This window comes from Sphingopyxis granuli NBRC 100800 (assembly GCF_001591045.1).
Lineage (GTDB): Bacteria > Pseudomonadota > Alphaproteobacteria > Sphingomonadales > Sphingomonadaceae > Sphingopyxis > Sphingopyxis granuli.
Genome location: NZ_BCUA01000049.1, coordinates 21,861 through 28,952 on the forward strand (window position 1 = coordinate 21,861; position 7,092 = coordinate 28,952).

The window sequence follows — 7,092 nt, forward strand, 5'->3', positions numbered from 1 at the left end:
CGGAAGGCTGCGCAAGGGGGATCGCGGCCGCCTGTCACAAGTGCGAACGGGTCAGGACGGCGGAGGGACGGCGGCCGGGCGGCCGAGCGCGCGCGGGCGCCGGTCGGGGCCGACGGCGACGAAGATGAAGACCGCCTGCGTCACCTTGTGCCCGTCCTCGGCATGGCGATCGCGCGCCCAGGCCTCGACCTCGACATGCATGGAGGTCCGGCCGACCTTCATCAGCCGGCCGAAGACCGACACCTCGTCGCCGACGAACACGGGGCGGTGGAAGGCCATGCCCTCCACCGAGACCGTGACCGCCCGGCCGCGCGCGTGGAGCGATGCGACCGAAGACGCGGCCAGGTCCATCTGCGCCATCAGCCAGCCGCCGAAGATGTCGCCATAGACATTGGCGTTGGCGGGCATCGCGGTGACGCGGATCGTGGGCTGGTCCGCGGGCATGGTTTCGTCAGGCATCATAGGCCTCCCGAATCCGCATCCGCTGCGCCGCGGCGACCATCGAGACGAGGGCCGGTCGCACCTCGTCCCACTTGCGCGTCTTGAGCCCGCAATCGGGATTCACCCAGATTTGATCGGGCGGCAGGTGCCGTCCGGCGAGGGTCAGCAGGTCGGTCATCTCGCGCTCGGCCGGAATGCGCGGCGAATGGATGTCATAGACGCCGGGACCGATCTCGTTCGGATAGGCATAGCTTGCGAAGGCCCCGAGCAGCTCCATCTGCGACCGCGCGGTTTCGATCGAGATGACGTCGGCGTCCATCGCACCGATCGCGGGAAGGATGTCGTTGAATTCCGAATAGCACATGTGGGTGTGGATCTGCGTGTCGTCGCGCACGCCGGAGGCCGCGATGCGAAAGCATTCGACCGCCCAGCCCAGATAATGCGGCCATTCGCCGCGGCGCAGCGGCAGTCCCTCGCGCAGCGCCGCCTCGTCGATCTGGACGATCGCGGCGCCCGCGGCCTCGAGGTCCAGCACCTCGTCGCGGATCGCCAGCGCGATCTGGCGGCAGCTCGCTTCGCGTGGCTGGTCGTCGCGGACGAACGACCAGTTGAGGATCGTCACCGGGCCGGTGAGCATGCCCTTCACCGGCCGGTCGGTCTGATCCTGGGCATAGCGCCACCAGTCGACCGTCATCGGCCGCGGGCGCGACACGTCGCCATAGAGGATCGGCGGCCGCACGCAGCGCGAGCCATAGCTCTGCACCCAGCCGCTGCGGGTGAAGGCGAAACCGGCAAGCTGTTCGCCGAAATATTGCACCATGTCGTTGCGCTCGAACTCGCCGTGGACGAGGACGTCGAGGCCGATCTCCTCCTGCCACTTGATCGCGGCGCGGGTTTCGACCTTCAGATAGCGGTCATAGGCCGCATCGTCGATTTCGCCCCGGATATGCGCGGCGCGCGCCTTGCGGACCTCCGCCGTCTGGGGGAAGGAGCCGATCGTCGTGGTCGGATAGCGGGGAAGCGGAAGGCGCCGGCGCTGCGCCTCGCGGCGGGCGGCGAAGGGCGCGGCCCGGCGCGCGGCGTCCGCATCGAGCGCGGCCAGGCGCGCGGCGACGGCGGGATCGTGGATGCGGGGCGAGGTCGCCCGGGCGACCGCGGCCATCCGCGACGCCGAAAAGGCGGCGAAGGCGGCATCCTCGCCCTCGTTCAGCGCTTTGGCGAGCGCGGCGAGTTCCTCGATCTTTTGCGTCGCGAAAGCCAGCCATTGCGCGATTTCGGGATCGAGCGCGGTTTCGAGCGCCAGATCGACCGGGACGTGGAGCAGCGAACAGGACGGCGCGAGGATCAGGTCGCGCGCCGCCGCCAGTTCCTTGAGCCGCCAGTAAAGGTCGGGAAGGTTGGCGCGCCAGATGTTGCGGCCGTCGACGATGCCGAGCGACAGCAGGACGTGCGGCCGCACCTTGTCGAGCGCCGGGCCGAGTTGTTCGGGCGCGCGGACGAGGTCGAGGTGGAGGCCGTGGACGGGCAGTTCGGCGGCGAGGTCGAGATTGTCGCCGAGGCCGCCGAAATAGGGGGTGAGCATCAGGCGCGGCCCCGCCGTCGCCAGCCGCGCATAGGCGCGCTCGAACGCGGCGCGCTGCGCGTCGTCGAGATCGAGGACAAGGCACGGCTCGTCGATCTGCACCCAGTCGGCGCCCTGTTTCGCCAGCCGCGCGAGAATCTCGGCATAGGTGTCGAGCAGCGCGGGAAGCAGGGCGAGCGGTTCGACCGCCTTGCCTTTGGCGAGCATCAGGTAGCTGACCGGGCCGAGCAGCACCGGGCGCGTCTGATACCCCAGCGCCTTCGCTTCGTCATATTCGTCGAAGATCTTGGTCGAGGCGATGCGGAAGGTCTGGCCGGCGGTGAGTTCGGGGACGAGGAAATGATAGTTGGTGTCGAACCATTTGGTCATCTCCTGCGCGGTCGTATCGGCGGCATGCCCGCACCCGGCGTGCGCCGGATCGCCCTGCGCGCCGCGCGCCATCGCGAAATAGAGATCGGTATCGACCGTCTCGCCGTCCCAGTCGTAGCGCGGCGGGACGGCGCCGATCAGCGCCGAGGTGTCGAGCACATGGTCGTAGAGCGAAAAATCGTTCGACGGCAGGATGTCGGCCCCCAGCGCTTTCTGCCGCGCCCAATGGGCGACGCGCAGGCCGGCCGCCGCGGCGTGGAGGTCGGCGAGGGTCGATTTGTCCGACCAGTAGGATTCGAGCGCGACCTTGAGTTCGCGGCGAAGGCCGATGCGGGGAAAGCCTAAAGTGGCGACGCTGACAGTCATTTCGAGCACCTTGCAGGGGGCAAGGGCGACGGACAGACGCGAACGCACGATATCCCGCGTCCGCAGGGCAAGGGTCGGACGCAGCCATGCATGCGGCCTGACCGGGCACCCCGCCGGAGGACGTATCTGACGAGGCAGGTCTCCTGGCTCGCGGGTCGCCGCAGCGGTCTGGCCTTCCCGGTTCCTTGCCGAACCAGTGGCATGATCGACCGCCGCTCGCCGCTTACAGTTGCGGGGGCAGCGCCGGTTTCGCACCGGCTTCCCATCTTCGCTCCGCCCCGGATGCCCGGCGCGAAGAACCTCGACAGCATGCAGAATAGGCGCCGCGGCGATCCTGTCAAGCGCTATATAAAGAAATCTTTATATGTGTCTCGCGGTGTGGTGACTGACCCTATCCTAAAAGGCAGTCGCCAGCAGCGCGGCGGTGGCGGCCGCGATCGCCAGCAGGAGCGCGATCTTCGGACCGTGCGAAACAAGAATATGGGTCCGCCGGCGATCGAAGGGCGGCCCTTCGACCGCATGAGAAAGCTCGGGTTCGGGCCGCGTGCGCGCCGCGAAGGCGGGCGGCGATGCGAGGGCGGGGCCGCTGATCCCGCTGGCGAGCGCCAGCTTCTCGAACGCCACCGCCATCTTCTCGCGGTCGAGGTGCCGGTCGATCGCCTCGCGCTCGGGGTCGGGATCGGGCGGCGGCGGCAGGCTTGCGACCCTGCGCTCGATTTCGCGGTCGAGCGCGTGGAGGCGGTCGATCGCCTCGACGATCCGCTGCCGGTCGCTGCTGGCGAGCGCCAGTTCGAGACGGGTCAGCGACAGCGCGCTCGCGCGGCAATATTGCAGGCTCCAGAACAGGTCGCTGCTTCCCCCGACGGCGGGGAGCGGCCCGGCGGGAGCGACGGGCGCGCTCGGGCCGCTGGCGGACGAGGCCTGGGATGCGTTCACGGGTCCTTCTCCTTCGCCGCCCCCCGGCTGCGCGCATCGGCTTAGGACCAAATGCGCGCGCCGCGAAACGCCGATCGGGCCAGTCGTGACCGGGATGCGGCGGACGGGAGGGGGAAGGGCGCGCGAAGGCCGGGGCGGCCCGCGCCGCCCCGGCCGCCGCGTCCGGATCAGGTCGCGTTCGCCGCCGACAGGATCGCGCGCACGCTGGCGGTCGCGACATCGGTGTCGAGACCGCAGCCGAACAGGCTGCGGCCGTCGGGGGTGCGGCATTCGACATAGGCGGCGGCCTGCACGTTGCTGCCCTGGCCGATCGCATGTTCCGAATAATCGACGATGTCCATCGCCGGGCCACCCGATTCGGCCAGCGCGGCGACGACGCTCGACATCAGGCCGTTGCCGCGGCCGCTGATGCTGCGCTCGGCGCCGTCGATGGTCAGCTTGCCGGCGAAGATGCGGTCGGCGCCGCTCTGGCTTTCCGCCCAGCTCACGAGCTGGAAGCGCTTGCCGTCCGCCGCCAGATAATGCCCCTCGAAGGCGGTCCAGATGTCGTCGGCGGTCAGCTCGCGGCTCGTCTGGTCCGCCACCGCCTGGACGATGTGGCTGAAGCTCGCCTGCATCTTCTTCGGCAGCTTCAGCCCCTTGTCCTGTTCGAGCACCCAGGCGACGCCGCCCTTGCCCGACTGGCTGTTGACGCGGATCACCGCTTCGTAGCTGCGCCCCAGGTCGGCGGGGTCGATCGGCAGGTAGGGGACTTCCCACTTGTCGTCGTTCTGCCGCTCGCGCGCCGCGAACCCCTTCTTGATCGCGTCCTGGTGGCTGCCCGAAAAGGCGGTGTAGACCAGCTCGCCGCCATAGGGGTGGCGCGGGTGGACAGGCAACTGGTTGCAATATTCGACCGTCTGGATGACCTGATCGATGTCGGAGAAGTCCAGTTCGGGGTCGACGCCCTGCGTGTACATGTTGAGCGCGATGGTGACGAGGCAGGTGTTGCCGGTGCGCTCGCCGTTTCCGAACAGGCAGCCCTCGACGCGGTCGGCGCCCGCGAGCAGGCCGAGTTCGGCCGCCGCGACCCCGGTGCCGCGGTCGTTGTGCGTGTGCAGGCTGATCAGCGCGCGGTCGCGGTTCGGCAGATGCTTGCAGAAATATTCGATCTGGTCGGCATAGATGTTCGGCGTCGCCGCCTCGACCGTCGCGGGCAGGTTGAGGATGATCGGCTTGTCCGCCGTCGGCTGGAGCACGTCCATCACCGCGGCGCAGCATTCGATGCTGAAATCGATCTCCGCGGTCGAAAAGGTCTCGGGGCTGTATTCGAAGCGCCAGTCGGTGCCGGGCAGGCGCGCGGCATTGTCGCGCAGCTGCTTCGCGCCGTCGATGGCGATCTGTTTGATCTCGGGCATCTCCATGCCGAAGACGATGCGGCGCCACGCGGGGCTGACCGCGTTGTAGAGGTGGACGATCGCGGTCTTCGCGCCTGCCAGGCTGTCGAAGCTGGTGCGGATCAGATCGGCGCGCGCCTGCGTCAGCACCTGCGGCGTGACGTCGTCGGGGATGCGGCCCGAGCGGACGAGGTTCTGGATATAGTCGAAGTCGGTCGCGCCCGAGGCGGGGAAGCCGACCTCGATCTCCTTGAGCCCGCATTTGACGAGCAGGTCGAAGAAGCGCGTCTTCTTTTCGGCGTCCATCGGGTCGATCAGCGCCTGGTTGCCGTCGCGCAGATCGGTCGAGAGCCAGATCGGGGCCTTAGTGATCGTGCGGGCGGGCCACTGGCGGTTTTCCAGCGGGACCTGCGGAAAGGGTCGGTACTTGGCCGAGGGGTCGCGGAGCATGGGCATGGGTTGGCTTCTTCTGCTTGTGTGGATTCGGATGCTGTGTCGTCAGGCCCTTGAGCGCGTGGCCCGCCGCGAAAGGCGCAGGCCGAAAGTCACGCCCAAGGGCGTGTAAGTCGCAGAAGAAGGAGGCCGCGCATGTGCATCGCCCGCGCTCATGACCAAAAAGCGCGGGCTTGGCAAGGGGGCGGCCGCAAAAAGTGCGGTGGGAAGGCGCCTACTGCTTCTCGAACGCCGCGTGAATCTTCAGCTCGACACGGTCGCTGACCAGCGGGATGCCATAGAGGATGCCGAAGTCGCTGCGGCGAATCTCGCCCTCCGCCTCGAAGCCGACGGTTTCCTTCTTGCTGCCGGGATTGGTGCCCGCGCCGTGGAAATCGACCTCGAGCGTCACCGGCCGGGTCACGCCGTTGAGCGTGAGGTTGCCCGTCACCTTCGCCTCGTCGCCATCGTCGTCGAGGACGACGCGGGTCGACACGAAACGCGCGTCGGCGGGATCGGGGCCGAAGAAATCGGGCTTGGCGCCGTCCTTGCCGGCGCGAAGCAGGTGGCCGGTCAGTCCGGCGCTTGCCGTCGTCACCTTCGACACCGGGATCGTCACGTCGACCTTCGCGGCCGCCGGGTTGGCGGGGTCGAGGACGAGCGTGCCGGTCACGTCGCCGAAAATCCCCTGATATTTGCTGAAGCCGAAATGATCGACTTCCCACACGACGATCGTGTGGCCGGGGTCGGCGGCATAGGTTCCGGCGGCGACACGGCTCCTGTCGGGCGCGCCGGGCACGGCGGGGCCGCCCTGCGCAAGGACGACCGGGACCGCGACGACGGCGAGCGCGAGAGCGGCGAAGGGAAGGGTATGGCGCATGGGGGGCTCCTGTTCCGAGAGCGGCGAGGCTAGGCGAGAGGGCGGCGCGGCGTCAATGTCGTCGCGGCGAAACGCACGGTTTCCGGAATATGGCCCTATGGGTGCGTCGCGCGCCGCGCCTCGAACCATTCGCGCAGCGCCGCGGCGGCGCAGCCCGTGAAGCCGTAGCTGCCGACCGGCGAACAGCTGTTCGGCCGGGTGGCGCGGGCGACCGTCTCATAACCCTCGACCTGCGACGCCCAGCTGCCGCCGCCGACCGGGGCGTCGTCCTTGATCTCCTCGCGCAATTCCTTGGGGACGCGGTAGCGATCGGATTCGGGCTGCTGCGCGCAGACGACGATCTCGTCGCCCTGCGCCTCGGGACAGGGTTCGTCGCCATAGGTATAGAGGATCGAGGTCTTTTGCGGCGGCTGCGCCGACTGCGCGAGGCTTTCCTCCTCCTGCGCAAGCGCTGGGGCCGCGGAGGCGAAAGCCGCGAGACAAGTCAGAAGAGCGGCTTTTCCTGTCATTCCGGATCGCGTTCCCGATGTCGTGGCCTGCAACGATGGACCGCCGCAGATGAACCCAGGCCGAACTGCGGCCTGTGGATTCGGAGTTCGGCACGGTTTCTCGCTTTTATCGCCCTGAATTCTCCCTTCGTCACCCTGAACTTGGTTGGGACATATACCCTTCAGGCAAGTCAGGCGCCGTTCCCCGGCGAAAGCCGGGGT

Annotated in this window: 6 protein-coding genes and 1 riboswitch; all 6 genes read right to left on the bottom strand. The window is 68.4% G+C overall.

Annotation, left to right across the window (positions count from 1 at the left end; all coding sequences use genetic code 11):
- Positions 1-51: 51 nt before the first annotated feature.
- A complete protein-coding gene (locus tag SGR02S_RS12330; RefSeq protein ID WP_067110136.1) occupies positions 52-459 on the bottom strand; it encodes an acyl-CoA thioesterase in 408 nt (135 codons plus the stop codon).
- Positions 452-2,758, bottom strand: a complete 2,307-nt coding sequence (metE, locus tag SGR02S_RS12335) for a 5-methyltetrahydropteroyltriglutamate--homocysteine S-methyltransferase (protein ID WP_067110133.1) — start codon at positions 2,756-2,758, stop codon at positions 452-454. Before metE ends, SGR02S_RS12330 begins: the two co-directional genes overlap by 8 nt.
- A gap of 116 nt (positions 2,759-2,874) precedes the next feature.
- Positions 2,875-3,077: riboswitch (cobalamin riboswitch) on the bottom strand.
- A gap of 77 nt (positions 3,078-3,154) precedes the next feature.
- Positions 3,155-3,694 carry a hypothetical protein gene (locus SGR02S_RS12340; protein ID WP_067110109.1) on the bottom strand — a complete coding sequence of 180 codons (540 nt, stop codon included), beginning with the start codon at positions 3,692-3,694 and terminating at the stop codon, positions 3,155-3,157.
- 167 nt (positions 3,695-3,861) lie between these two features.
- Positions 3,862-5,526, bottom strand: a complete 1,665-nt coding sequence (gene leuA, locus SGR02S_RS12345) for a 2-isopropylmalate synthase (RefSeq protein WP_082797121.1) — start codon at positions 5,524-5,526, stop codon at positions 3,862-3,864.
- A 211-nt stretch (positions 5,527-5,737) separates the two neighbouring features.
- A complete protein-coding gene (locus SGR02S_RS12350) occupies positions 5,738-6,382 on the bottom strand; it encodes a YceI family protein (RefSeq protein ID WP_067110115.1) in 645 nt (214 codons plus the stop codon).
- 95 nt (positions 6,383-6,477) lie between these two features.
- On the bottom strand, positions 6,478-6,891 hold the full coding sequence (locus SGR02S_RS12355; RefSeq protein WP_067110117.1) for a hypothetical protein: 414 nt from the start codon (positions 6,889-6,891) through the stop codon (positions 6,478-6,480).
- Between the last annotated feature and the right edge of the window lie 201 nt (positions 6,892-7,092).